Source organism: Glutamicibacter sp. BW80 (assembly GCF_002332385.1).
In the GTDB taxonomy this organism is placed as follows: domain Bacteria; phylum Actinomycetota; class Actinomycetes; order Actinomycetales; family Micrococcaceae; genus Glutamicibacter.
The window spans coordinates 18,940-43,259 of record NZ_NRGV01000067.1 but is presented as its reverse complement, the minus strand read 5'-3'; the positions used below and the strand labels follow the sequence as shown (position 1 = coordinate 43,259).

Annotated in this window: 23 protein-coding genes and 3 tRNA genes; 12 read left to right on the top strand and 14 right to left on the bottom strand. The window is 61.1% G+C overall.

Annotated elements, in window-relative coordinates:
- Position 1: 1 nt before the first annotated feature.
- The 6 genes from CIK76_RS16900 to CIK76_RS16875 form a co-directional block, all read right to left on the bottom strand.
- Positions 2–571 (bottom strand): MarR family transcriptional regulator, encoded by a 570-nt coding sequence (locus CIK76_RS16900; RefSeq protein WP_255248526.1) that lies wholly within the window; start codon positions 569–571, stop codon positions 2–4.
- Positions 572–755: 184 nt separating this feature from the next.
- Positions 756–840 (bottom strand) — tRNA-Leu (locus CIK76_RS16895).
- Between the two features lie 89 nt (positions 841–929).
- A complete protein-coding gene (gene bcp / locus CIK76_RS16890; RefSeq protein WP_096288605.1) occupies positions 930–1,424 on the bottom strand; it encodes a thioredoxin-dependent thiol peroxidase in 495 nt (164 codons plus the stop codon).
- 66 nt (positions 1,425–1,490) lie between these two features.
- Positions 1,491–1,563: transfer RNA gene (locus tag CIK76_RS16885), tRNA-Lys, on the bottom strand.
- Between the two features lie 434 nt (positions 1,564–1,997).
- Positions 1,998–2,783 (bottom strand): DUF4839 domain-containing protein, encoded by a 786-nt coding sequence (locus CIK76_RS16880; RefSeq protein ID WP_096288603.1) that lies wholly within the window; start codon positions 2,781–2,783, stop codon positions 1,998–2,000.
- Between the two features lie 700 nt (positions 2,784–3,483).
- Positions 3,484–3,556: transfer RNA gene (locus CIK76_RS16875), tRNA-Lys, on the bottom strand.
- 173 nt (positions 3,557–3,729) lie between these two features.
- Between CIK76_RS16875 and CIK76_RS16870 the strand changes: the two genes are divergently transcribed.
- The 3 genes from CIK76_RS16870 (at position 3,730) to CIK76_RS16860 (ending at position 8,233) form a co-directional block, all read left to right on the top strand.
- Complete coding sequence (locus tag CIK76_RS16870; RefSeq protein ID WP_096288600.1) at positions 3,730–4,668, top strand: 2-hydroxyacid dehydrogenase; 939 nt, start codon at positions 3,730–3,732, stop codon at positions 4,666–4,668.
- A gap of 173 nt (positions 4,669–4,841) precedes the next feature.
- Positions 4,842–6,683, top strand: coding sequence for an ABC transporter substrate-binding protein (locus CIK76_RS16865; protein WP_217990426.1), 1,842 nt, complete (start codon positions 4,842–4,844; stop codon positions 6,681–6,683).
- 59 nt (positions 6,684–6,742) lie between these two features.
- Positions 6,743–8,233, top strand: a complete 1,491-nt coding sequence (locus CIK76_RS16860; RefSeq protein ID WP_176484283.1) for a malate:quinone oxidoreductase — start codon at positions 6,743–6,745, stop codon at positions 8,231–8,233.
- 66 nt (positions 8,234–8,299) lie between these two features.
- On the opposite strand, the gene CIK76_RS16855 is transcribed toward CIK76_RS16860, so the two are convergent.
- Positions 8,300–8,848, bottom strand: coding sequence for an OsmC family protein (locus tag CIK76_RS16855; RefSeq protein WP_217990425.1), 549 nt, complete (start codon positions 8,846–8,848; stop codon positions 8,300–8,302).
- A gap of 473 nt (positions 8,849–9,321) precedes the next feature.
- Between CIK76_RS16855 and CIK76_RS16850 the strand changes: the two genes are divergently transcribed.
- The 3 genes from CIK76_RS16850 (at position 9,322) to CIK76_RS16840 (ending at position 14,559) form a co-directional block, all read left to right on the top strand.
- The gene (locus tag CIK76_RS16850) at positions 9,322–9,909 is read left to right on the top strand and encodes a helix-turn-helix domain-containing protein (RefSeq protein ID WP_096288590.1); all 588 of its coding nucleotides are present in this window, start codon (positions 9,322–9,324) and stop codon (positions 9,907–9,909) included.
- A complete protein-coding gene (locus CIK76_RS16845; RefSeq protein WP_096288587.1) occupies positions 9,906–10,343 on the top strand; it encodes a DUF6036 family nucleotidyltransferase in 438 nt (145 codons plus the stop codon). The genes CIK76_RS16850 and CIK76_RS16845 overlap by 4 nt, the downstream gene beginning before the upstream one ends.
- A gap of 853 nt (positions 10,344–11,196) precedes the next feature.
- A complete protein-coding gene (locus CIK76_RS16840) occupies positions 11,197–14,559 on the top strand; it encodes an efflux RND transporter permease subunit (RefSeq protein ID WP_096288584.1) in 3,363 nt (1,120 codons plus the stop codon).
- Positions 14,560–14,645: 86 nt separating this feature from the next.
- Here CIK76_RS16840 and CIK76_RS16835 read toward each other — a convergent pair whose 3' ends face one another.
- From CIK76_RS16835 to CIK76_RS16825, 3 genes are all read right to left on the bottom strand, one after another.
- Positions 14,646–15,284: a CueP family metal-binding protein gene (locus tag CIK76_RS16835; protein ID WP_217990424.1), complete on the bottom strand. Its 639-nt coding sequence runs from the start codon at positions 15,282–15,284 to the stop codon at positions 14,646–14,648.
- A gap of 34 nt (positions 15,285–15,318) precedes the next feature.
- Complete coding sequence (locus tag CIK76_RS16830; protein WP_096288581.1) at positions 15,319–15,924, bottom strand: DUF305 domain-containing protein; 606 nt, start codon at positions 15,922–15,924, stop codon at positions 15,319–15,321.
- 94 nt (positions 15,925–16,018) lie between these two features.
- Entirely contained in the window at positions 16,019–16,456 is a 438-nt protein-coding gene (locus CIK76_RS16825) for a hypothetical protein (protein ID WP_096288579.1), read from the bottom strand.
- Positions 16,457–16,675: 219 nt separating this feature from the next.
- On the opposite strand from CIK76_RS16825, the gene CIK76_RS16820 reads away from it, so the two are divergent.
- From CIK76_RS16820 to CIK76_RS16810, 3 genes are read left to right on the top strand one after another with little or no spacing between them, the layout of a single operon-like run.
- Positions 16,676–17,116 carry a MarR family transcriptional regulator gene (locus CIK76_RS16820; protein ID WP_176484282.1) on the top strand — a complete coding sequence of 147 codons (441 nt, stop codon included), beginning with the start codon at positions 16,676–16,678 and terminating at the stop codon, positions 17,114–17,116.
- Between the two features lie 47 nt (positions 17,117–17,163).
- The gene (locus tag CIK76_RS16815) at positions 17,164–17,586 is read left to right on the top strand and encodes an organic hydroperoxide resistance protein (protein WP_096288576.1); all 423 of its coding nucleotides are present in this window, start codon (positions 17,164–17,166) and stop codon (positions 17,584–17,586) included.
- A complete protein-coding gene (locus CIK76_RS16810) occupies positions 17,579–18,016 on the top strand; it encodes a hypothetical protein (protein ID WP_096288573.1) in 438 nt (145 codons plus the stop codon). Before CIK76_RS16815 ends, CIK76_RS16810 begins: the two co-directional genes overlap by 8 nt.
- A gap of 53 nt (positions 18,017–18,069) precedes the next feature.
- Here CIK76_RS16810 and CIK76_RS16805 read toward each other — a convergent pair whose 3' ends face one another.
- Together CIK76_RS16805 and CIK76_RS16800 are read right to left on the bottom strand one after the other, a co-directional pair.
- Positions 18,070–18,864, bottom strand: coding sequence for an ABC transporter permease subunit (locus CIK76_RS16805; RefSeq protein ID WP_096288570.1), 795 nt, complete (start codon positions 18,862–18,864; stop codon positions 18,070–18,072).
- Complete coding sequence (locus tag CIK76_RS16800; RefSeq protein ID WP_096288568.1) at positions 18,861–19,784, bottom strand: ATP-binding cassette domain-containing protein; 924 nt, start codon at positions 19,782–19,784, stop codon at positions 18,861–18,863. The genes CIK76_RS16805 and CIK76_RS16800 overlap by 4 nt, the downstream gene beginning before the upstream one ends.
- A gap of 138 nt (positions 19,785–19,922) precedes the next feature.
- Here CIK76_RS16800 and CIK76_RS16795 point away from each other — a divergent pair, with 138 nt between their 5' ends.
- The 3 genes from CIK76_RS16795 to CIK76_RS19490 are packed head-to-tail and all read left to right on the top strand — an operon-like array spanning position 19,923 to position 22,129.
- Positions 19,923–21,272: a histidine kinase gene (locus CIK76_RS16795; protein ID WP_176484281.1), complete on the top strand. Its 1,350-nt coding sequence runs from the start codon at positions 19,923–19,925 to the stop codon at positions 21,270–21,272.
- A gap of 15 nt (positions 21,273–21,287) precedes the next feature.
- Positions 21,288–21,956 (top strand): response regulator transcription factor, encoded by a 669-nt coding sequence (locus tag CIK76_RS16790; protein WP_096288562.1) that lies wholly within the window; start codon positions 21,288–21,290, stop codon positions 21,954–21,956.
- Positions 21,957–21,967: 11 nt separating this feature from the next.
- Positions 21,968–22,129, top strand: coding sequence for a hypothetical protein (locus tag CIK76_RS19490; protein WP_176484280.1), 162 nt, complete (start codon positions 21,968–21,970; stop codon positions 22,127–22,129).
- Between the two features lie 400 nt (positions 22,130–22,529).
- On the opposite strand, the gene CIK76_RS16785 is transcribed toward CIK76_RS19490, so the two are convergent.
- Both CIK76_RS16785 and CIK76_RS16780 read right to left on the bottom strand, forming a co-directional pair.
- On the bottom strand, positions 22,530–23,930 hold the full coding sequence (locus CIK76_RS16785) for a type II toxin-antitoxin system HipA family toxin (protein ID WP_096288559.1): 1,401 nt from the start codon (positions 23,928–23,930) through the stop codon (positions 22,530–22,532).
- On the bottom strand, positions 23,927–24,205 hold the full coding sequence (locus tag CIK76_RS16780; protein WP_096288557.1) for a helix-turn-helix transcriptional regulator: 279 nt from the start codon (positions 24,203–24,205) through the stop codon (positions 23,927–23,929). The genes CIK76_RS16785 and CIK76_RS16780 overlap by 4 nt, the downstream gene beginning before the upstream one ends.
- Positions 24,206–24,320: the final 115 nt, after the last annotated feature.

Here is a 24,320-nt window from a genome sequence, read left to right as displayed (position 1 = left end):
GCTACCGGCCGGGCTCTGGTGCTTCGGGGTCGACCCCGTAGAGGCTGTCCTGCAGGGCCTCGGAGGTGCCGGCGAGGAAGCGGATCACCACATCGCGCTCTGCGGGGCTCAACCCCAGCGCCACGTCGAATCGCTTGGCGTGGTGGCGGCCCAGCTGCTCGCGGGCGGCCAGATGCGTTTCCTCGCTGACCTCCACCTGCCAGGAACGCCGATCGGTGGGATGGGCCTTGCGCACCACATGCCCTCCGGCCACGAGCCGGTCGATCATCTTGGTCACCGAGGCGGTGGTGACCCCCAAATGGCGGGCAAGCAAACCAGGGGTCACCGCTTGCCCGGCATGCTTGGCGGAAATGAGCTGGCGAATGGCGCGCATATCCGTTTCGTTGAGCTTCATGAAGCTCTGCGCGCTGTGCATGATGCGCCGCTCCACCGCACGCAGCCGTCCCAGTTCCGCCATGATGCGCTCGATCTGAGCGAGGTCCTGTGCGGGGATGCCAGCGCGGGGGATGAGCGCTTGCTCCGGATCCGACTGGGCAAAGCTATACATCATGGGCAGCTTTTCGCGCTCCACATTCCACCCCTTGAATAATCACCTACAGCGATCCCGATCGCGGGATAACTCTTCCAAAGCTTACTCCCCCGGCCTGCGGCAATAAGCAGGATCCGGGCTGTTGCACCGCTCCGCACGCCAGCGGCCACCTTGCAGGATGCACAAAACCTCCCGAACTTTGCCAGTTCGGGAGGTTTCGTTTGGTTGGTGCGAGTAGAGAGACTTGAACTCTCACGTCCGAAGACACTGGAACCTAAATCCAGCGCGTCTACCAATTCCGCCATACTCGCTCGCGCTACACCTGACTTGAAGTCCGGTAACTCGACCTCAACTAGTCTAGCGGAATAATTCGCAGATATAAAATCGGCGAACCATGGTTCTACTTGGGATCAATCCCCAAGTCACGACGCAGCTTTGCAACGTGACCGGTGGCACGAACGTTGTACTGCGCCAGGGAAACCAGACCCTGCTCGTCGACCACAACGGTCGAGCGAATCAGCCCCTCGTAGGTGCGGCCATAGTTCTTCTTTTCACCCCAGGCGCCATAGGCTTCGGCGACGGCATGGTCCTCATCGGCCAGCAGCGGGAAGTTGAGCTCTTCCTTGGCGGCGAACTTTGCCAGCTTGGTGACCCCATCCGGGGAGATTCCGAGAACTTCGTAGCCCAGAGCCTTCAGGGACTGGATCGAGTCGCGGAAATCGCAGGCCTGCTTGGTGCAGCCTGGCGTGGAGGCCGCCGGGTAGAAGTACACGATGGCTTTCTTGCCGCGGAGGCTGGACAAGGTCACTTCATTGCCCTCGGCGTCGCTCAACGTGAAGTCTGGCGCCTGATCCCCCGCAGCCAAGCGAGTTGGCGTAGTGGCTTCATTGCTCATTCGTAGAACCCCTTTTCCGTGGATATACAAAAAATCCGACCTGATAGTTCAGGTCGGATCTCATTGTGCGCCCCTCGGGACTTGAACCCGAAACCTACTGATTAAGAGTCAGTTGCTCTGCCAATTGAGCTAGAGGCGCTTACTTCGCTCTGACTAGTCCGTTTCCGGTTCATGTCGTTGCGACGTAGATAATCATAGGCAGAAGGCACCCAAAAAGGAAAATCGACTGCCCGCACCCTTGGAACCCTACAAACACCTAGTCAGATAGGACTTACCGGATCCCCTGGGGTCGCAGGGCAGGAAATTCGTTAAAATTTCCTGCGTGGTTTGAACCACATTCTGAATCGTCCTGCGGGAACTTATGAATTAATTCCACGAGATCTAGTGTTTAGTCATCTGCAGGCTCGGACCAAGCAAATAGCCCATGCTGAAGAAACTGATTCCTCGACTCTGAGAAATTATGGGTTCCAAAAGTGCAACGGATTCGAGAAGGGGAATATTTATCGGATTACACGCGCAAGATGAGGCCGCGGAAGAATCCAGCAAGGACAGTTCCGCAGAAAGGCTGGCGGCTCATCTAAAGCTAGTTTCGATTGGTTCCAGTTGGAACAGAAGACTATCCGGGCTATATTTTCCGACCCTGGCAACTACATGGATGTTGTCTCGGATGCCAATAGTGCCTGTGGGGCTCTCATTGGTGTAGTGCAGGTCGTTAGTGGTATTGACATCACGAAATTGGAAGCTTGGGCCAGGCGACCGGTTTTCATCAAAGTTCCCGGCAGCGATCAAGATGTCATACCGAGTTTTGTAGTTACCATGTTGCGCGAGAGCCCAAACGCTGGCATCGAATTCAATCAACTGGTCCTTGTACTTCGCTGCGAACTTTTCAACCACAGGACCGGAATCGCTCCCAGCCAGAAGCTCAGCTAAGTCTTTGCTGTTGTCCACGGTCAAGATTTCTTCTGCGGGTGCTGCACTTGGAACTTCGGTCAGCAACGAATCACCGGACGGCAGCTCTGCGTCTATCACTTCCGCGGTCGCATCGATTATTGGTTCTTCATTTGATTGCTCCGATTCACGAGCAACTGGCGCAATTGGTTCTTGTTCATTTCCACTTTCGAGAACGGCCATGACACCAATAAAAATAAATAACGCGGCCATACTTCCGCCAAGAACTACCATCGCTCGTCTAGACAACTTGCGCTTTGGGCGACGGAAGGTAATTTGAGTTTGGAGTCGTCCGCGCTTTTCCTCTACGAGTTCCCACCCTTCACTTGTCCACTTCGAAATCGCCCTGGACTCCGCGCCTCGGATCGTTTTCACGATTTTAGAGTGGTAATCAATTTCCGATTCAGACATTTCGCCCCCATAGGTACTAACTCTGCACTTCTCCAACTGCCGTGATTCTAACTGTGAGCTTCAACTATTCGTTATTTATGAGGATAAATACGCAGAAACATTCCGTAGCCACCAGAAGCAAACGCGGGTTCGGCTCGTACTTCCACTTTCTCCGTCTTTTTGGCGACAGCTCCTTCACCTACTCTTACTGACCGATGCGGTGCCCGTTCAGCGGGTTCGACTTCGCGGTGACCTTCCATCCATGCCAAGATTCCACCTTTCAGGAACAGCGCGGCAACGCACACGCCAAGTATCACTTAGGCGTGCTTCGGGAGCTTCTGCCTGGGCCGACGCAAGGTAATTATCGTTAACAGCAGCCAGTGCCATTACCTCGGCTACTTCCCAGCCTCTTTTTGTCCAGTTTGAAATGGTGATGGATTCTGTGCCTCGAAATTCCCGCAGGACATTGATTTGGTATTCACGTTCTGGCTCGGGCATGGCGCTCCCCCATAGTCGTGGTCCGCTGTTCATTCCTCTCTGCCATGAGCCAAACGATGAACGGCTAACGAGCGTTGAGGCTGGGGCAAATGAGGGGACGATCAAAGTCGGCCGTGAGAGAAGAAATCCGACCCGAGGTTTACGGCCCGCATTTCAGGGCTAGGTGCCGAAGTTTGATCCGGGTACGCAAAAAGGCCGGACCGAAGTCCGACCTTTCTCACTGTGCGCCCCTCGGGACTTGAACCCGAAACCTACTGATTAAGAGTCAGTTGCTCTGCCAATTGAGCTAGAGGCGCCCGCTGCGATGTTCTAGAAGCTTTTTATGCTTCGCGCTTTCGCAACGAGATAAAACTTTACCAGCTTTCGGCGAGAGTGCAAAACGAGAGGGGCCCTCCGGCCGGTGACCTTCGTTACAGCAGATGACTTGGGGTTATTTCCATAGGCATCTCCTGCTTTATACAGTGAACCCATGAACAGCCAACGCACGGTTTCCTTTCCCACTCAAGAACTCCTCAACGCTGTCGGCGAGCTGCCACGCAACCTCAAGCCAGTTATTTGGGACTTGGTCAACGAGCCATCCACGAACCTGGAGGAGATCGACATAGCGATCTTCCCTTATATGGCTTCACCGCACAGCCTGCGCAACATCGATCGGGCGCCAAACGTCAGCCACGTTCAAACGCAGACCACCGGCTACGACGGACTGGTTGATCTCGTTGGCGACCGGGCAAGCATCACCACGGCCGCCGGGGTGCACGCCGCAGCCACCGCAGAGATGGCACTAGGGCTGGCCATCGCATCACTGCGGGGCTTCCCACAGGCGGTACGCGACCAGCGCGAAGGGGCGTGGAACCCCATGCAGTGGCCCGGCTTGGCCGATCGCACGGTGGGCCTAGTAGGCGTCGGCGGCATTGGCGAGGAGATCCGCAAACGCTTGGATCCCTTCGAGGTGAACCTGCTGCGCTTCGGTTCCCGCGCCCGCACCGACGCGCACGGCCAGGTGCTCTCCATTGACCAGCTCTCCGCACACGCCGGTGAAATCGAGGTGCTGATTCTGATTGTTCCGCTGAATGACTCCACGCACCATCTGGTGGATGCCCAGCTGCTCGCCAAACTTCCCGACGGAGCACTGGTGGTCAACGTGGCCCGCGGTCCAGTGGTGGACACCGATGCGCTGGTCGCCGAAGTTTCCTCCGGCCGGCTGTCGGTGGCCTCGGATGTTTTCGAACCAGAGCCGCTGCCGGCGGACCACCCGCTGTGGCAATGCCCGAACGCGTTGATCTTGCCGCATAACGGCGGAAACACCGGCGCCTTCTTCCCGCGGATGGTGCGCCTGCTCAAAAAGCAGCTCCCGGCCTGGTCCGAAGGCGAACTTGGCCAGAACGCTGTGCATCAGATCACTAGTTAATGCTTTTTAGCTAACAATTTGATTCCACTTAGCGGCACCCCGAGAGTTACTGGGGGTGCCGCTAGCGGCGTGCGCTATCTTTGATAAATACCCAAACCGTTTACCGCCGCGAAAGCCGCCGGTTCACCGCGGCTGGGAACCGAAAGCAATCAAGAGGAAGTCGAGCCACAACCGTGCCTTCGAAGCAACAACATCTCGTGACGCGACGCTTGCTGCTCACTGGATCGCTCGCTGCGACAACACTGGCGTTGGCTTCCTGCACCTCTAAGAACGGTGAAGGCGTAGCCTCCGCCAGCCCGTCGGCAAGTGAACCTGCAATTCCGCGTACCCTGCGTCTGGCAGCTTCCGCTCCCCCGGTGTCGTTGGATCCCGCATTGGCCAATGACAACGAATCCTTCCGCATCACCCGCCAGATCTACGAGACGCTGATCTCCATCGATGCGAATACCGGCAGCCCCATTGCCGGCCTCGCCGAATCATGGACCGAGAGCGAAGACGGGCTGCGCTATACCTTCGCGCTGCGGCGCGGGGTGCGCTTCCACGACGGCAGCGAATTCAATGCCGCAGCCGTCGTGGCGAACTTCAACCGCTGGGTCAAGCTGCCCAAGGATCTGCAGCTGCGCTCCAGCCAGGGCTTCATGCACGTCTTCCACCACGAAAAAGACATTCCCAAGCTGCCTACCGAGGCGGAGCTGAAGCTCAAGCTGGACCAGGGCACCACGGTCACCGAGGAGCAGAAGGCGGCCGAGACCCAGCGCCTGGCCGAGCTGGAGAAGCTCAAGGCCATTTACGCTCAGGACCTATTCACCGGAAAATCCCTCGGCGGCAGCGCAAGCTATTTCGCCGGAGTCGAGGCCACGGAGCCATACGTTCTCACCTTGAAGCTGCGTCGACGCCGTGCCGGGCTCATCGAATCGCTCACCCTGCCGGGTATGGCGATCGCCGCACCGGATTCCCTCGCCGGGGGCCCAAAAAGCAACCCGAGCCAAGCGCTGCTCACCGCGCCTTCCGGCACCGGCCCCTACAAGTTCGTATCCAACGACGAGGGCACCGTGAATCTGGAGCTTTTCGCCGACTATTGGGACAAATCAAAGCTCAGCAACAACCCGAACCATCCAGAAGTAGTGGTGGTTTCCCCGGTCCCCTCCCCCTACAACCGCGAAAGCGCGCTGATGGCGGAGGAAATCGACGGCTTCGACATGGTTTCGGTCGATATCATGCGTACCTTGGTGCGCAACGCGAAAGTCGTCGTGCAGCGCGACCCGTTCTCGGTGCTGTATCTCGGACTGGATCACCGCAACGAATGGCTGGCCAAACCCGAATTCCGCATGGCCATCACCCACGCGGTCAACCGTGGACGGTTGGCCGACAACCTCTTCCTGCAGGGTTCCAAATCCGCGCAGAGCATCCTGCCGCCGGCCTTCGGCGTCCCGGATCCGGAGGGCACGCTGAACCACAGCTCCGATAAGGCCAAGCAGCTGCTGGCGGACATCGACTACAAGGGCGAAATCATCGAGTTCGCCTACCCGCTGCGGGTCTCGCGAAACTACCTTCCGCTGCCCGAGCGCACCTTCGCCCAATTGGCCGAAGACCTGGCTGCGGTAGGCATCCGGATCAAGCCACGCCCCATTGCGTGGACCGACGGATATGTGGATACGGTGCGTTCGGAGGAATTCAACGGGATGCACCTCTTGGGCTTCTCCGGTGGCTATCGCCTGGAAGATGACTTCATCTCCGGAATTCTCGACGCCAAGGAGCATGAGTTCGGATACACCTCCAAGTTACTTGACTCACAGGCCTTGGCTGCCCGCTCCTTGCCTCCTGGCGAGGAACGCACGGCGGCCATGACTGCCATTTTGGCCACGCTGAACACCGATCTACCGCTGGTCCCACTGGTATTTCCGATTTCCGCCTTGGCCTTCAACCCGAACGTCACCTACTACCCTTCCTCGCCCATGCTCAATGAGAGCTATCTGGACGTGCAGATGACTAACTCACCTGCACTTTCCAGTTAACGATTTTTAACCGGTGGTCTACTAGGTCTAGTCTGTAGTAGAGCAAAGTATCACTGTCGATGGAGATCCTCGTGCCTTCTGAAACGTCAACCGAATCTTTTGACGTAGTACTAATCGGTGCCGGCATCATGAGTGCCACCCTTGGCACCATGATCAACCAGCTGGAACCAACCTGGTCTATTGGTCTTTTCGAAAACCTCGACAAGGCCGGAGAGGAATCCTCCTCACCATGGAACAACGCAGGTACCGGTCACTCGGCACTGTGCGAACTGAACTACGCCCCGGCCAAGGCCGACGGAACGGTTGACCCAGCCAAGGCAATCGGCATCAACGAGCAGTTCCAGGTATCCCGCCAGTTCTACTCGTGGGCAGTTGAGAACAAGCGCGTCGCAGACGCGGATTTCATCAACGCGCTGCCGCATATGTCCTTCGTCATTGGCGAGGACCACTCCAAGTACCTCAAGGCGCGCTATGACGCGCTGAAGCCGAACGCATTGTTCGGCGAAATGGAGCACACCACCGATCTAGACACCATCAACGAGTGGACTCCGCTGGTCGCCAAGGGACGCGACGCCTCGCAGAAGGTCGCCGCCTCCCGCGTGGCCTCGGGCACCGACGTTGATTTCGGTCGCCTGACCAAGGACCTGACCAACTCGCTGGGTGCCGCAGGCGCGTCGGTGAACTACGGCCACAAGGTCAAGACCCTCAAGCGCGATGGCGCCGGCTGGGAAATCACCGTCAAGGACAACGCCAGCGGCGCTGTGAAGACCGTGAAGGCCAAGTTCGTCTTCGTCGGCGCGGGCGGCGGCGCCTTGTCGCTGCTGCAGAAGTCCGGCATCGATGAGATCAAGGGCTTCGGCGGCTTCCCGGTCTCCGGTCAGTTCCTGCGCTGCACCGATGAAGCGATCATCAACCAGCACCACGCAAAGGTTTATGGCCAGGCTTCGGTCGGCGCCCCACCGATGTCCGTGCCGCACCTGGATACCCGATTCGTTGACGGAAAGCGTTCACTGATGTTCGGCCCGTACGCCGGCTTCTCGATGAACTTCCTGAAGTCCACCGGACAGATGGACCTGCCGCTGTCGCTGCGCCCGCATAACATCATCCCTATGCTTGCAGTGGGCAAGGACAACATGTCGCTGACCGCCTACCTGATCAAGGAGGTGCTCAAGTCACGTGCCAAGAAGGACGAGGCCCTGGCCGAGTACTTCCCCGCAGCAGATGGCTCCCAGTGGGAGTTGATTACCGCCGGCCAACGCGTACAGGTCATCAAGAAGGATGCCAAGAAGGGCGGCGTCCTTCAGTTCGGCACCGAGGTCATCACCTCCTCGGACGGTTCGATCTCCGGTCTGCTCGGTGCCTCCCCAGGCGCCTCGACCGCGACTCCGATCATGGTGGGCCTGCTCTCGCGCTGCTTCCCGAAGCAGTTCGCAGGCTGGGAAGCAAAGCTGAAGGAAATGATCCCTTCCTACGGCACCAAGCTGAACGAAAACCCGGCGCTCTACGCCGAGGTCAAGGCTGCTACCGATAAGAGCCTGGAACTGAGCTAGCCAACGGGGGCAAGGGCCGGTTTGCTTCCTGCCGCTTAGCGGCCAGGGAAGCGAACCGGGCCTTTGTCATTCCGCCGACGCAGTGACCTCGATGGCCAGCGGGGATCGCAAGGTCTGCAGCACCACGCAATATTTTTCCGTCGCCTCGATCAGCTGCGCTATGTCCTGCTCGCTGGCCTCGGTGTGCAGCTCGAAGGACAACTTGATCGAGCTGAATCCCACCGCGGCTTCGGGGTCCAGCCCCAAGGTGCCGCGCACATCCAGCACACCGCTCGCGTGGACGCTGCCGGCAACGCTCAGCGAGCGGTTGATCGCGACCGCAGCCAGGGTGACCCCGGCACAGGCCACCAGCGCCTGCAGGAGCAGATCCCCCGAACAGGCCAGCGTCCCATCCCCGCCGGTGGACGGGTGCAGGCCGGCGCTCACCAGCGCCTGACCGGTTTGCACCGAACAGGAGAGTCCTTCTTCTCCGAGAGTTCCGGTGGCCTCCAATACGATGCTTCCGGCTTGCGGCTGCTCGCGGTAAAGCTGTTTCAACGGCCGCTGCACGCTGCGTAAAGTGTCCCGGTCCATGGCCGTCCTACCCATCTGCGAAGTTCCGTGGGGCATTCCCATACACCGAGTATGCGCTCGAATCCCACTATGGGACCCGATCAGTTGGCAGTTTTAGCACCTGCTTGCTGGCAGCCGTAATTCGTTACGTCAGGATCGCCGTTCCGTGTACTTGAATCTTTGAGGCCCTTGGAGGAACGTCCCCGCTTGTAAGGATCTCCTACTAGCGTTCATCCACAAATCATTAGGGCGAGGGTACTATCCCGACATCGATGCCAGAGCGAATTAGAATGTCCAGTGCCGGCGGCCGATGATCTAGCACCCCTGGGGCCTAGTCTGTGCGCCAATGAAGATTCATGAACCGCCGTAGGGATGGTTTTGGGGTGTGCGCGGAAATAACCACCAAACCACAACGCAACGACGCTCGATATCTATGAGTGAAAATTCCATGAAACTCTCATCACGACCTACGCCCGCTTCCAATCTACCTACGCGCATATCTGCATTTTGTGAGCGAACGGTGTCATAATGTAAATATGGGAACGATTAGTACCGCGCAAGAACTGGGGCGAGCAATCCGTGGCGCAAGGATTCAAAGCGGGTTGAGCCAGCAGGGGCTTGCAAACAAAACCGGGCTTTCCCGAAAATTCATCTATGAGCTTGAATCCGGCAAAGAGACAGCTGAGCTTGGCGCTTCGCTTAGAGTTGCCGACGCCTTGAACATCCGCTGGGCTGCCCCGGCTCCGACGCCTCAGGCGGTCCTCGACGAGGCGGCCCGCGATGTTGCCCGCGAGCTGTCCTCCGGTGACAGTGAATTCGCTTTACGAATTGCAATGGATTCATTGAAGCAATTGAAAATGATGAAGCCGGAGCACCTCAAGAAGCCCGGCCCCACCGGAAGCGAACGATTTGATGCTTTGCTTGCAGCGGGCGCGCGAATCGCACTTGAAGGCGTTTCTGCACAAAAACCTCGGTGGGGTGTAAAACTGCAGGACCCTTGGTTTCCAGGTAGTGACACGCGGAGCATGAGCGACGCATTCAGAGAACTGACAATCAAGCGCACCCCGAAGACATTGGCTGATTTTAATATTTTCCTCAAAGATAATTCGCTGGAGATGGCGTGAGCAAAGACTTCACCATCGATGAGATTCGCGAACTGCTTGGCGAGCTTGGGAGCAGGCTGCGTGCCAAGGGAATCACCCCGACGATCCGACTGGTCGGCGGGGCGGCCATCGCCTTCACGGGAAACGAGCGTCGGGTGACCCAAGACATTGATGCCTCCTATACACCCCCAGCCGACGTTGAGCGCGTAGTTGAATTAATGGCTCAGGAACGCAATCTTCCCTCCGGGTGGCTGAACTCCAGTGCGACCGCTTTCATCCCCGCAGGAGCAAAATGGGTCAGTATCAACCTTGGTGAAGGGCTCGAGGCATATATCGCTTCGCCTGAAACGCTGCTTGCAATGAAGCTCAGTTCGGCTCGAGATCGGGACATGCCCGACCTCAGCTTCTTACTGGAAAGCTGGGTATTCAAAACGTGGATGCGGCTACGGAAATAGCCGCAGAGCTCTATGGCGGCGATGACGTCGCATATTCTAGGACGAGCCGCGAAGATGCTCCTATCGTTGCCGAAGAAGCCATAAACCAAAAGCGAAAAAACAAACACAACTAGGCGTTGGCCCTCCGCGGAGGCGGCCTCTGTGGATCCATGAATGTTCCGCAACGTTGAGGACTCCTCCAACGAGCATTCATATTCGCAACGTTCCTGCCTACCTCATACCTCAAGGCAACGGCTCCAACGGAGCCCTTCCATGTCGGGCAAACCATCCAAGTGCGTTTGGTGCGGCGCCAGCCGTACCGGAGTTCCGCGGTGAACTTCGGCTGCCCAATCCCACAGCCATCGGTGGCGCTCGCGGAAATGATGCGGCCCCTGAGTAAATAGCCGTTCTCGATGGCCAATAATCCACGTACCGCCGCTAACTCGATTTCCCGGTTCTTCCCTACCCACTTCCGTCTAAGAGTGGTGGGCGCCGCAGCCAAAGTTCTCGGGCCGAAGTCACCATCACACGCTCGGCGCACGTCTGCGAGACCCTTCGGACTCAGTGCGAGGTGCAGGCCTTGTCCTGCGGCGGGACAACGTCGACAACGCGCCAAACAGAGCCTGGGGTTCTACAGGCGCAAATTCCTTCCATGCGGCGCTGGCACATGGTTCCTCAAGGCATGGCGCGGAGAACAGTAGACGCCCCAAAAAACCCGCTATCTCCTCCGGCACCGCTGTTGCAGGCCACTCCTGGGTAATCCATTCGGATGATTTTTGCGTGCTTAACATCTCTCGGTGACTGTTGAGCAATGACAACCAACTAAAGTTGTGCTCAGCCCCTCCCACTGCGACACAGCTAGGACCACACACGCATGCAGCGCTTGGCCATCTTGTCTTTGAAGAACCGGGCGCTCATCGCGCTTATCACGATCTTCGCCGCCGTTTTCGGCGTGATCTCCATGGGATCGCTGAAACAGGAACTGATCCCCTCGCTGGAGTTCCCGCAGATCTCCGTGATGGCCACCCAGATGGGTGCAAGCCCCGAGGTGGTCGACGAACAGGTCGCCGCCCCATTGGAAACCGCGCTGCAGGCGGTCGAGGGGCTGGAATCCTCCACCGCCACCTCGCAGACCGGGTTCACCCGCATCGCGCTGACCTTCGAGTACGGCACCGATATGGACCGTGCCCGCGCGCAGGTGGAACGCGCGATCTCCAACGTGAAGACCCAGCTGCCCGAAGACGTGGAACCCACGGCGCTGGCCGGCTCCATTGCCGACCTTCCGGTGCTGATGCTCGCGGTCTCCTCGAACGAGTCGCTTCAAGCGCTGAACGATGATGTGGAACGCATCGCGCTGCCTAAGCTGCAGAAGATTGACGGGGTGCGTGAAGCCGCAGTCTCCGGCGGCGCTTCCCAGCACATCGCGGTGATCCCGGACGACGACAAGCTCAGCGCCGCCGGGCTGAGCGTTGCCGACCTGAAGGACGGCATCGAGAACGCCGGCTCCCCCATGCCGGTGGGCAATATGGACGTCGACGGGCTGCAGCTTCCGGTGATCGCCGGATCCTCCCCTGACACCCTGGCTGCGATCGAAGACATTCCGCTGGTCACCGAGACCGGTCCGGTGCTGCTCAAGGATCTCGCCGAGGTCTCCGTGCAGGCCGACGAGGCCACCAGCGTCACGCGCACCAACGGGGATGAGACCCTGTCCATCCAGGTCACCAAGACCCCGGATGGGGATACCGTCGCGATCTCCCACGCGGTCACCGCGATGATCGCGGATCTGGAAGCCGAGCTCGGCCACAAGGCGACGATGACCACCATCTTCGACCAGGCGCCCTTCATCGAGGACTCCATCAGCCACCTGGCGCTGGAAGGCGCCCTGGGCCTGGGCTTCGCCGTGATCATCATCCTGATCTTCCTGTTCTCCGTGCGCTCCACGCTGGTCACCGCGATCTCCATCCCGCTGTCCTTGATGGCCACCTTCATCGGCATGAACGTGTTCGGGTACACGCTGAATATGCTCACCCTGGGCGCGCTGACCATCTCCATTGGCCGCGTGGTGGATGACTCGATCGTGGTGATCGAGAACATCAAGCGCCACCTGGCCCACGGCGAATCCAAGGCCCAGTCCATCCTGCTGGCGGTCAGGGAGGTGGCCGGGGCGATTACCGCCGCGACGCTGACCACCGTGGCGGTGTTCCTGCCGATCGCCATGGTCGGCGGCATGGCCGGGGAGCTGTTCAGCCCCTTCGCGATGACCATGGCCATCGCCCTGCTCGCCTCGCTGCTGGTCTCGCTGACCATCGTTCCGGTGCTCGCCTACTGGTTCCTGCCGCACCGCCCGGGGACCGGGGCAACCCGCACCGTCCACGTGGCCGAGGACAAGTCCTGGCTGCAGCGCGCCTACGTGCCGGTGCTCAACGGCACGCAGAAGCACCCGGTCATCACGCTGCTGGCCTCCGTGCTGATCCTGGCCGGGACCGTGATGATGACTCCGCTGCTGAACACCAACCTGCTCGGCTCCACCGGGGAGAACTCGATCTCCATCACCGCGAAGCTGCCTTCGGGCACCGCGCTGGAGACCACCTTGGCCGAAGCCGAGAAGGTGGAAGCAAAACTGCAAGACATCGAGGGCCTGGAAGATGTGCAGATGACCGTGGGCACCGCCAGCGGCATGGCGGCGATGTTCGCCTCCGGCGCGGACACCGCAAGCTTCACCGCGATCACCGACCCCGATCTCGACCAGGAAGCGCTGGGCAATACGGTCCGCGACCAGATCCAGGGACTCGATATGTCCGAGGATGTCATCCTGAGCTTCGGCTCCAATTCCTCGGCGATGATGTCCAGCGACGTCACCGTGGAGGTCAAGGCCCCGAATGAGGATATTCTGCGCGAGGCCACCGAGCAGCTGCGCGAAGCGCTGGCCGGCACCGAGCATGTCACCGGCATCGCGGATAACCTCTCGGCGGAACGCGAGCAGGTCTCCATCGATATCGATGCCGAGAAGGCAGCCGAGGCGGGGCTGACCGAGACGCAGCTTTCCGGTCTGGTCGCCTCCCAGGTCTCCGCCGTCCCGGCGGGCACCCTGCGCCTGGACTACACGGACATGACCGTGCAGATCGGCGAGCCCATGGATCTGAACGGGCTGGCCAAGCTGCGCGAACTGCAGATCCCCACCGCCGCCGGCCTGGTGCAGCTGCAGGATTTGGCGGCGGTGGAACGCACCAAGGTCGTCCAGCAGGTCACCACCTCCAATGGCGAGCGCATCTCCACGGTCACGCTGACCCCGGCGGAGAACATGCTGGGCAAGGTCTCCACGGACGTCACCGAGCGCCTCGACTCGGTGGATTTGCCCGAGGGCGCCAGTGCCGAAATCGGCGGCGCGGCCACCGAGCAGGCCGAATCCTTCAACCAGCTCTACCTCGCCTTGCTGGCGGCCATCGCGATCGTCTACGTGATCATGGTGGCTACCTTCAAGTCGCTGATCCAGCCGCTGATCCTGCTGGTCTCCATTCCGTTCGCCGCCACCGGGGCCATCGGCCTGTTGCTGATCTCCGGCATCCCGCTGGGACTGCCGTCCTTGATCGGCATGCTGATGCTGGTGGGCATCGTAGTCACCAACGCGATCGTGCTGATCGATTTGATCAACCAGTATCGGGCCGATACCCCCGAGCGGCCGGCGATGGCGCTGGATGAGGCCATCATGCAAGGTGCCCGCCAGCGTCTGCGCCCGATTCTGATGACCGCGCTGGCCACCATCTTCGCGCTGATCCCGATGGGCCTGGGACTCACCGGCCAGTCCGGATTCATCTCCCAGCCGCTGGCCGTCGTGGTCATCGGCGGCCTGGTCTCCTCCACCTTGCTGACCTTGATCCTGGTACCGGTGCTCTACCGCCTGGTGGAGTCGCGCAAGGAGAAGCGCGAGCTGCGCCGCGCGGGACGCAAGCACTCCGCCGAGCAGCACACGGGAGCTCAGGATCTTGCGCTGGCCATGAACGGGGCCACCGCGAAGATCACCCCGGGGGCCAAGCAGGTGCCGGTACAGGCCAAGGACAAGAAGCAGGCCAAGCCCGAGCCGAGGGTGGCGGACGCCAAGCCGGCGGATCCGGATAATCCCAAGGCGGTTCCGGGCCAGGTGGTCAATCCGCTGACCGGCCAGATCCCCGTCTCCCGCAAGGAGCGCCGGGCATTCGAGGAATTGATGAACAAGGCGGCCCAAGAGCCCAAGGACTAGGTTCTCCGGCGCCAAGCATACGGGCCTGCAACCACTAGATGTGGTTGCAGGCCCGAATGCTTTTTTGGTTGTGCAGACGCGCTGTATTAGACCAGCGGCAGCTCGGTCAGGCAGGTGGCGTTTGTGCTGCCAGCGGTGGACACGGTGGTCTTCGCGGTTTTGCCTTCGTAGCTGAATTCCAGATCCAAATTAATTCCACGCGGAACCCAGAGTCCAAGGAATCCATTGTCGAAGGTTTTTACGCCCTTCTCCACCAGCACCTCGCCGGTGTCGGCGTCAGTTGCCTTCACCTGGACTTCCTTTCCCGCCAGCTCCCCCAGACAGGTGGTCAGGCTATGGAAATGGCAGCTGTGGGTCTGGCTCACATAGGGTGCCGCCGAAAGGTAGTACTCATCTTGCGGCATCGGCAGATCCGCGGTGCGTCCCGACGCATCGGTGAGCACCAGCTGGGCCGGCTGCACCGAGGCGGTGAAGTCGCTGGGCCGCTGCGCCACCGGCATCCGGTCGAGCCGATCGATCGCCGCCCTGGCATCGAGCCCGGCCAGGCCAAGCTCCGCGAGGAACTCCCCGGTGTCCTCGGCCGCAACCACCGTAGGTTCGGGCTGCGCGACGGGCGCCGGTGCAGTGCTGCACCCGGTCAACGCGGCCAGCGCAAGCACCGAGCCGGCCGCCGCGGCCACAATCCCGGCGCGCCTACCTTTGCTGCCTTCAAATTTTTTGGGCACGGTCAATCCCAACCTTTCTGTCTTCAATCCCTGGCTACAGCGTTTCAAGCAGCTGCTTCATCTCGTTGATTTCCTCGGTTTGGGAATCAACGATCTGCTTGGACAGGTCGATGGCCGCCGGGTAGCTTCCTTCTTTGGTCTCGGTCTCGGACATCACCACGGCGCCTTCGTGATGCATGATCATCTGCTCAAGGAAGAGCCGGGCAGCTTCGGACCCCGTCGCGTCCTCTAAGGCCTTGATTTCATCTTCCGGAACCATTCCGTCGCCGTGGTCCATTCCCCCGTGGTCCATCCCCTCGGGGATGTTCCATTCGGAAAGCCAGCGGTCCATGCGTTCGATCTCCGGGCCTTGCGCCGCCTTGATCCGTTCGGCCAGGGCCACCACCTCGGCGGGAACCCCGGACTTGCCCAGCAAAATGTCGGACATGTCGATCGCCTGTTCGTGGTGCATCTTCATGCCCGAGGCGAACGCCATATCGGCGTCGTTGGCCGATGGGGACTGCTCCATGGAATGCCCGGAATGCGCTTCGGAAGCCGAGGCGCTCGGCGCCGGCGTGCTTGATGGTTCCCCTGCGCAACCGGCGAGGGCGAGCATCGCGCCCAGTGCGAGGGCGCTGGAAAAGAGGGTCTGCTTGTTCATGGGTGGTTCTCCTGATGGGTTTGGAACGTGAGCGGCGCCTGCCTGCGGCGGCGCCGGTACTAGTTGGCGGCAGGTCAATGGACCCGCCAAGTGCTCACGTTCTGCAGATCCCCAAGGCAGTCAGGTCAGGTTTGTTCGGGGCAACCCCACGAAGCTTCGAAGCTGCGCGCAAGGTCCGCAGGAACACCGTCCGGGCCACGGCTACGGTATGCGGTGGCCGCAGGAACAACAGCATGATCAGCAGCGCCAAAACACAACCTGCGGCGGCCATCTCATGGCCCATCGGACAGTCGGCGCAGCCCTGCTCGGAGGGATGGCCCGGGTCCGCCAGCGGAGCATGATGCAGGGGCATGGCTTCTGCCGCATGCGGCTGCGCCAGCGGGGCCGAGGATTCAACCGGGAGTACATGATTCATTACGTGCATCGAGAACAAACCGAAAACCACCGCGCTAATCAGCAGCAGCGAGCGAACTATTGCCAGACGGGGGTAGCTACGCCCGCCGGCATTCGCCAGGTGATTGCCGATGCTCATGAATCCCAGCTTAGCGATGCCAGCCGAACCGCGCGAAACGTGACCGGATCAAGCTACAGGGCTGGAGCTCTCCCGATGCTTCCAGCTAGCTAAGCACCCCGAATCCATAACCAATTCGGCGCCATCGCCAAGAGCCCGATCGGTAGCCCGCGCGGCATCAATCCCTAGGGATCAAGAATTTAAGTTGCGCGCAATTGAATTGCGTGCAATCATTATTTCATGGCAATAGTTGACGAAATGGTTTGCTTCTCCCTCTACTCGGCGAGCCGGGCAACCACCCGGGCGTACACCGAACTGCTCGCCCCATGGCAGCTGACCTACACCCAGTACCTGGTGCTCGTTGCGCTGTGGTCCGAAGGCGATAAGCCGGTGCGCGAAATCGGCGAGATGCTCCAGCTGGACTCCGGGACCCTGTCCCCGCTGTTGCGCCGGCTAGAACAGAAGGAATTCATCAAACGCCGGCGCGACGAGGAAGATAGCCGCGTCGTCAACGTCAGCCTGACCCCCACCGGAACATCCCTGCGCAAAGAACTGGCACATATTCCGGCGCAGATTGCCTGCGGCACCGGACTCCCGGATCTCCAGAGCGCGCAGGCACTGCTGGCAGCCCTGCACCGCATCACCGCGTCCATGCAGGAAATAACCTCACCGGACAACTAGTCCGGGAAACACGTTACAAACTTTCACCACCTCCGAAAGGCAGTTCCATGGAAACCCTATACACCGCAGAATCGCTGTCCACCGGCCAAGGACGCGAGGGCCGAGTGCAGGCCCACGACGGCACTCTCGACCTGGCCCTGGCCTCCCCGGTAGAACTGGGCGGTTCGGGCACCGGAACGAACCCGGAACAGCTGTTCGCCGCGGGATATGCCGCATGCTTCCACTCGGCGTTGAACGTGGTGGCACGCGGCCGCAAGGTCAAGATCGAGAACTCCAGCGTCGGCGGGCGAGTCCACCTGCACCGCGATGGAGAGAGCGGATTTAAGCTCTCGGTCGAATTGGAAGTGGTCATTCCCGATATGGAGCATGCCCAGGCCCAGGAACTGGCCGACGCGGCTCACCAGGTCTGCCCCTACTCCAACGCCACCCGCGGCAACATCGACGTAACGGTGACCGTCAGCGATGACTAAGTCGCCGGCGGCGAAGCCGCTGGGGTTCGCCCGGCACGGCGCGCGCATTGGGCTCGGAGCATTCCTTGGCTTCGCCGGGGTGAGCCACCTGACCTTTGCCCGCGAGGAATTCCGCTCCCAAGTCCCGGACTTTGTCCCCTTGGATCCGGACCTGACGGTGCTCCTCTCCGGCGTGGCCGAAATCGGGCTGGGGCTATCCTTGCTGGCGCTGGTCAGGAAGCGGGTGGCCGTCGGCTGGATTGCCGCACTCTTCTTCGTCGCGGTGTTCCCCGGCAATTTCGCGCAATGGCAGGAGGGACGCGACGCGTTCGGACTGGATACCGACGGGAAACGGCTCACCCGGCTGTTCTTCCAACCGGTGCTGATCGCGCTTGCGCTCTGGAGCACCGCCGCATGGCGCGATCGGGCGCAGCTCCGGTCCAAGGCATAGCTACAGCTGCCGTGGCGCAACTGCGTTGGCAGGTTCCCAAGTGCCGACCGCGGCTAGGTGTCACGCCGCTTCAGCGCAAAATATCCGGCTCCGAGCAGGACCACGGTCCAGCCGATCAGCACCAGCAGCGCCGCCGGCGGCCCATAGGGCTCGGTGGCACCGGTGGCCATGAACGTCGCCGCGTTTGTCGGCAGGTATTGGGCCAGCGTCTGCACCCACTCGAACGGAATCAGCTGCAGGATCTGCGGAAGCCCGATCACCAGCATGATCGCCGAGACGATCGCTCCCGCCGAGTTCCGGCAGAGCAGCCCGAGGCCGAGCACCATCAAGCTCAATAGCGCCAGATAAGCACCGGCGCCCAGGCAAGCCGAGACCAGGTCGGAGAGAGCGAAGGCGCCGTACTGCCCCGCACTGAGCGCTGCCGGGATGGTGCCCAAGCCGATCATGGCCACCCCGGCACCAAAACTGAGCCCGGACAGCAGCAGCGCCTTGGCGCCGAGCATGACCGAGCGACGCGGTACCGCTTGCAAGGAGGTGGTGATGGTCCCGCTGGAGTACTCGTTGGTGATGTGCAGGGCGGCTGCGGCAGCGAAGAACAGCTGGCCGAATTGCAGGGTTGCGAAGACCATCAGCGGGGCGGGCATCGCCGTGTCGAAGCCATTGTCCCCGCTGGCTTTCGCGCTGGCGCCAAGCAGCCACCCGAAGGCGATGGTCAGCGCGATTCCCGAGGCATAGAGCCAGAGCAGCGAACGCAGCCCGAAGAATTTAGTGGCCTCGGCGCGGGCAGCCCGCAACAGCTCTCCGCCCAGGTATCCGGATGCGGATTCATTGATCTGCAGCGTGCTCATTTGCTTCCCGCTCCCCCTGCTAATTCGGCGGAGTATTCCACCGTGTCATGCGTCAATTGGTTATAGGCGTTTTCCAGCGATCCGTGGGCAATGCTCAGTTCATGCAGCTCGATGCCATGGGCGAAGGCCAGCGCGCCGATATTTTCCAGCGGCAGGCCGACGACCTCCAGCCGGTCCTCGGCGGCGTTCAGCTCGATGCCCGGTTGCCGCAGGAGCCCGGCGAGCGCGGCTAGCTGCGGCGAGCGCACCGTGATGACCTGCTGGGTGAATTGCCTGATCAACTCCCCGGTAGGTGCTTGGGCGATCAGCGCCCCGCGTCCGATCAGGATCAGCTGGTCCGCGACCTGCTGCACCTCGCTCATCAGGTGGCTGGAGACGAAGATGGTTCCGCCGCGCTCGGCCCGGGTGCGCATCAGCTGCCGGATCCAGGAGATGCCTTGGGCATCCAGCCCGTTCATTGGCTCGTCCAGGATCAGGATTTGCGGGTCGCCCAGCAGGGCGGCGGCGATTCCCAGCCGCTGGCGCATGCCGAGGGAGAAACCTCCGATCCGTTTGCCGGCCACCGGCTGCAAGCCGACTTCGGTCAGCACCGCGTCCACGCGGTCTACCGGGATCCGATTGCTTTGCGCCAGGGACTTGAGGAAGGTGCGCGGGGTGTGCCCGGGGTGCCCCGCCGTGCCGGAGATGTGCGCACCTACCGTATGCAGCGGGTAGCGCAGCTGCGCGTAGGGAACCGAGTTGACCAGTGCCTGCCCGCTGCTTGGCGCGTCCAATCCGAGGATCATGCGCATGGTGGTCGATTTGCCGGCCCCGTTGGGTCCGAGGAATCCGGTCACTTGCCCGGGTTCTATGGTTGCGGTCAGCGCATTGACTGCGCGGGTGGCGCCGAAGTCCTTGCTCAATGCTTCGAGTGTGATCATGGTGTGCTCCTTGGGTTCTGTTCCAACCCTAGGAATTTGCGCAGGCGAGCACACCGGCCATACGTCCGCACTGTGGTGCCGGCGATCCCCTACCTTGGTCGGTGTTCGGCTGCGCCCTCGCTGAGTAGCATGTTGTTCATGACTACCTCGTGGAAGCAGCCGCTCCTGTTGATGTTGCTGGCTCTCTGCGCCTATTTGGTCCCCATCTCCACGAACGGGGCCTGGGTTGTGCTCGCTCCCCTGGCCGCGGCCTGCAGCTACCTGGCCGGACGGCATGTTTCCTCCCTGGCCCATGGATTACTGGCCCTTGGGTCGGGGACGCTAGCCGCCGGGGTGACACTGGCGCTGTCCTCCCACCTGAGCCTGCTGACCTTTGCGCTGAATATCCTCACCGGCCTGGTGCTCTTTGCGCTGCTGCCCTGGTGGGCCGGCCGGGCGCGGCGCAATGCGGTGCTGTTCCGAAGCCAGGAACGCCGGCATGTGGTGGTGCAGGCCGAGCTGCGCGAACGGGCACGCATCGCCGAAGCCATGCATGATCAGCTGGGCCACGATCTGGCGCTGCTGGCACTGTCCACCGGCGGGCTGCAGGTAACCCTGGAAAAGGGCACGGAAGCCCATGCACAGGCGGCGCGGATCCGCGAGCAGGCCGATGAGTCCATCGAGCATCTGCACCAGATCATCGGGGTGCTGCACGAGGACGGCGAGCAAGCGCCGCTGGGTCCGGCAGATTCATCGCTGGCGCAGCTGGTCGAACAAGCCCGGGCCAAGGGCATGAAGATCAATTTCACCCGGCATGGCCCACCACCGCAGGCCCCCGGATCCCTCCGGTGGGCCGCCGTGCTGCGCCAAGTAGCCCAGGAGGCGTTGACCAATGCGGCGAAGTACGCGCCGCACACCGAGGTGGAGCTGGAACTCGATACGCGCTCGGAGCAGGCGGTGCTGAGAATTTCCAATCAGCTCGCTGGCCCCGTCCCGCCGGTCCGGCCCGGGGCCACCGGGATCGCTTCGCTGCGCGGCGCCCTCGAAGCCGCCGGCGGTTCGCTGGCGGTGCACCGCACGAGGGAGCGCTTCGAACTGCGCGCTTCCATTCCCCAGGCACCCTCGCCCCCGGCGCCTGCCGGGGTGCACTCTCCGGTGAAGCGCACCAGCACCTCGATGCTGGTGCTGTTGCCGATCCTCGCCGTCACGGTGATTTCCGCGGCCCTGCTGCTGTTGCAGCATGCCACCTACCAAGCCACCGCCCTGCACCCGTCGGAGTACCAGAAGCTCAAAGTGGGCATGGACTCGGGCGAGGTTGCTTCGCTGGTCCGCGCCCCGGGCCTGGATGAGCCGCTGCCCGTGATCGACGAGCCGGCAGCGCCCGAGAATGCGCAGTGCCGCTACTATGCGGCGCGGACCGGCCTGCTGGATCTGGGCAGCGAGATGTTCCGCCTGTGCTTCACCGATGACGTGCTGGTATCCACCGACCACCTCTACCCCGCCGGCTAGCCAAAGGAGCTGCAGATGAGCATGGATACCCCCGTCAGCGTCCTGCTGGTGGATGACGACGCGCTAATCCGCGCCGGGCTGCGCGCGATCCTCGCCAGCGACCCAGGCATCTCGATTATCGGCGAAGCCGAGAACGGGGTGCGCGCCATCGAACTGGCCGCACGCCTGGACCCATCGGTGATCCTCATGGATATCCGCATGCCGCAGCTCGATGGGCTGGGCGCCATGGAAGCGATCCTGGCCCAGGCCCCGGAGGCCAAGGTGCTGATCCTGACCACCTTCGGCGAGGAGGACTACATCGACCGGGCCATGTCCGGCGGAGCCTGCGGATTCATGCTCAAAAGCTCGGGGCCCGAGGAACTGCTCGGCGCGATCCATGCGGTGGCCGAGGGCGCCGCGGCGCTCTCCCCGCGCATTGCCCGGCGGGTGATCGACAAGGTGCGCGGCATCGATACCGCCTCGCTGACCCGCGCCCTGTCCTTGGTCCAAGGATTGACCGTGCGCGAACGCGAGGTCCTGGCGCTGGTGGGAGCGAGCCTGACCAACGCGGAGATCGCCGCCCGGCTGGTGCTCACCGAGGCGACGGTCAAGGGGCATATGACCGCAATCCTGCTCAAACTCGGCGCGCGCAACCGCGTGGATGCCGCGCTGATTGCCTATCGCGCGGGGCTGGTCCACCCGTAGCGGCTCACGACATGCTTCGCATGCTGCCGGCAGGGGCGGAGAATGTTGAACGCACCGCTCATCCCAAAAGGTGGCTTTTCACGACGCAGCAGCCCGTTGATCTCATCGCAGCACGCGGCCTTCTCGACACGTTCATCGAAACTGAGTTCGTCGAGGTTGCGGCAGGGATTTAAACGCCATCAGATGACATGACAACAATGGTCGACCCATATTCAAGCATGCCGAAGAGGAGCTATCCGAATTCAGGCCATTGGTCGTTCATCCGTTCTGGAAGACCAGGGATGAAGGCCCGCCGGCTTTCCCAGAACTGATCAGGTTCGTGCCAGTTATCCCTATACCGTCCGTCCGCATTATCGGGATTCCCTTGACAAACCAAGTGGATTCCCAGCGAGGCTGAACCACCCCGCGAAACGCCTTCGCTGTTGGCACTTGCAGCTGGTCCGAGGATCCCTAGCTGACATCGGCGGAAGTTCGGCCAGAGAAAACTCGTAGGACGTCATGGATAGATCATTCCTGCAACCCAGCGCGCCGAGCAGCGACCGGTGGAAGCTGCCCGTCCATCCAGTGCTGCTGCTACTTAGGGCGGGACCGGTAGTGTCCTGGGACGTACCTGCCTGCGCGGTGGTGGGCTTTGATCCACACCTGTCCGGTTTTCGGCTGGCCGGAATCTCCGGGTTCTCCAGCCGCTTCCCCGAGGCTGATGGCAGTGGGTGGCGAAATGTCTTTGAGGCCCGCGACTCGGTTGCGGTTCGAGCCCTCGAAGGCGCGGTGCATTGATTCGGCCGCGTCGGCCTCGGCACCGAGCCTGATCGCCTCCTCGGCCCAATGGGAGACAGCTTCATTGATCTGGCGCAGGCGCGTGACGGCCTCGGTACGGGTGAGCCGGAACGAGTCAAGGTGGTCCAGCAGTTCGAGTACGTTCCGGTCGAATGTATCCCCACCCGGCACGAGAGGAGTGTCGGAGGTGCCTGTCCGCATGGGATTCACGTCGAATGACGGCGACAACCTCCAGCCCCTGCCAATCTTGAGCAGGCCGTGATTTCGCATGTGGTCATCGATATTGTTGACCATGGCGCCGAACGCTGCTCGGCTGAACATCTCCTTGGAATCTGCCACGGGGTTGGATGAGAGCATCGAAATTTCACGGGCAAGCTTGACATAGCTTGGGTGCTCGCCGTCGCTTAGCTGGAGGGCCGTGCGTGCACTCATGTACGGTATGCGCTCATCGCCCGTCCTGTCGAAACGCTTGGTGAGGAAGATCTGGTGGTATTCATCCAGCCTCATCAGCCGGGAAGGTTGGACCTCGATTCCAGCTCGCTGCTGCAGGCGTATCGCTACCATTTCCCAGAGCTGGACATTGCCCAGGTCCGAGGTCTTTGGGAATTTGGCGAGCAACATCGACCCATCCGCGTCGCGAACCCAAGCTTTTGGCTGAGCACCTCCAGGAGATGATCCAGCCCCGATGAGCAAGCTGTTTTGCTCGTCTATGTACCCGGTCTCCTCGTAAGCGCGTGACTGTTCGGCAAGCTCTGGCAGGTCGCGAACACCCGCCCATTGTCCCCAGCTAGAGAGGAATTTTCCGTTTTCCCGGAACCGCAGTGCGCCTTGCCTCGTCTGGTCGTTGACCATGAAGAGCCGGGATATCTGCGTATTCCTCGGTGCTGGTACGCCAGTTGCCTTGGAATGCAGCCGTGCCTCCTCATGGAGGAGTCGCTGACCCCATGCATCCGGTGCAGCATCCATGAACGAGCCGAACATCTCCCGTCCCAAGGTGGGGCGCTGCGGCCCCTTGATCAACGGAAGTTCGGGCGAAATAGCGAAGGAGCAGTCAGAGGCAAGCCAGGAGTCGGAGTACGTGAAGGCTATATGCTCCAGTGGTGAGAAGGCATCGGACTCGATCGTCAAAGTGCCCGTTGCAGTCTCGCCAGTCAGTACCTCGACACGCCTGATTTTTATGCGGTTCCGCGGGCTCATGAACTCCCCCTTGGTGCACGCTGGCGACTAAGCAGTCGTGATCTGGCACGACCCAAGTCGGTGTTGAGTGGCTCTACAGCATCATTTATACGGTCGACAATGCCGAGAACCTTGGCGACTACAAGGAAGGTTTCGAGTTTTGCTCCTGCGCCTTGTTCTAGTTTGATCAGCGTGCTCCTGGAGATGCCGGCCCGCTCGGCAACCAGTTCTTGAGTCAACCCAAGAATAATGCGCCATTCCTGCAGGCTTGCACCGAGCTTTTGAGCCTCAAGCATTCAAGCTCCTAATGTAGCTACTTATAAACATTATCTCATACAGTGAGGGCAAATAGCTACATTGCGATGCCTAGAATTCACCTCATCACCAACTAACGAATGAGGCTCGGCCCAA